This is a genomic window from Rhizobium sp. CFBP 8762 (assembly GCF_014841565.1).
Classification (GTDB): Bacteria; Pseudomonadota; Alphaproteobacteria; order Rhizobiales; family Rhizobiaceae; genus CFBP-8762.
The window spans coordinates 1-858 of the sequence record NZ_JACYUD010000025.1 but is presented as its reverse complement, the minus strand read 5'-3'; the positions used below and the strand labels follow the sequence as shown (position 1 = coordinate 858).

At 55.5% G+C, this 858-nt stretch carries 1 pseudogene; it reads left to right on the top strand.

The features are described 5' to 3' along the window. Positions 1-93: 93 nt before the first annotated feature. Positions 94-845: pseudogene (locus tag IFT84_RS21260) on the top strand (IS5 family transposase). Positions 846-858: the final 13 nt, after the last annotated feature.

Genomic DNA, 858 nt, shown 5'->3' with positions numbered 1-858 from the left:
TAGGGCGTGTCGTCAGTTGAGTAGCTTCCGGCGGCAGATTCCCAAATCAGATTTTATGTGATTCATAGGAGACCGGCTACTGGAGGGCTGGTTTTGGCACGTCGTTATGGATTGCGGGACGATCAGTGGGATCGGATCAAGGACCTTCTGCCTGGGCGTGAAGGTCATGTTGGGAGTACGGCGGCGGATAATCGCCTGTTCGTGGAAGCTGTGCTTTATCGATACCGCGCCGGGATACCTTGGCGCGATCTTCCCGAGCGGTTCGGAGACTGGAAGAATGTCCACAGGCGGCTGCGCCGATGGTGCGAAAGTGGCATCTTTGAGCGTATTTTCAAACACTTGGCTGCCGACCACGACAACGAATACATGATGCTGGATTCCACCATCGTACGCGCCCACCAGCATAGTGCCGGCGCGCAAAAAGGGGGTGCCAGGCGATCGGTCGATCCCGAGGCGGATTGACGACAAAGATTCATGTGATCGTCGATGCGCTCGGCAATCCGCTGGCGATATCCCTGACGCCGGGCCAAGCATCGGACCTTACGCAGGCCGAGCCTCTTCTGGAAGAGGTTGATCCCCAAGCCTTTCTGGCGGACAAAGCCTACGACGCCGACGCGCTTATCGACCACCTCAAAGAACGTCATATCAACCCGGTGATTCCACCAAAAGCCAATCGCATCAAGCCAAGGCCAACAGACTTCGCGCTTTATTGCGAACGCAATCTAGTTGAGCGTTTCTTCAATAATCTCAAACAGTTCAGAGCCATTGCAACGCGATACGACAAGCTTGCCAACACTTTTCTCGGAGCCGTGCAGCTCATCGCTGCGGTCATTTCACTCAACTGACGACACGCCCTAG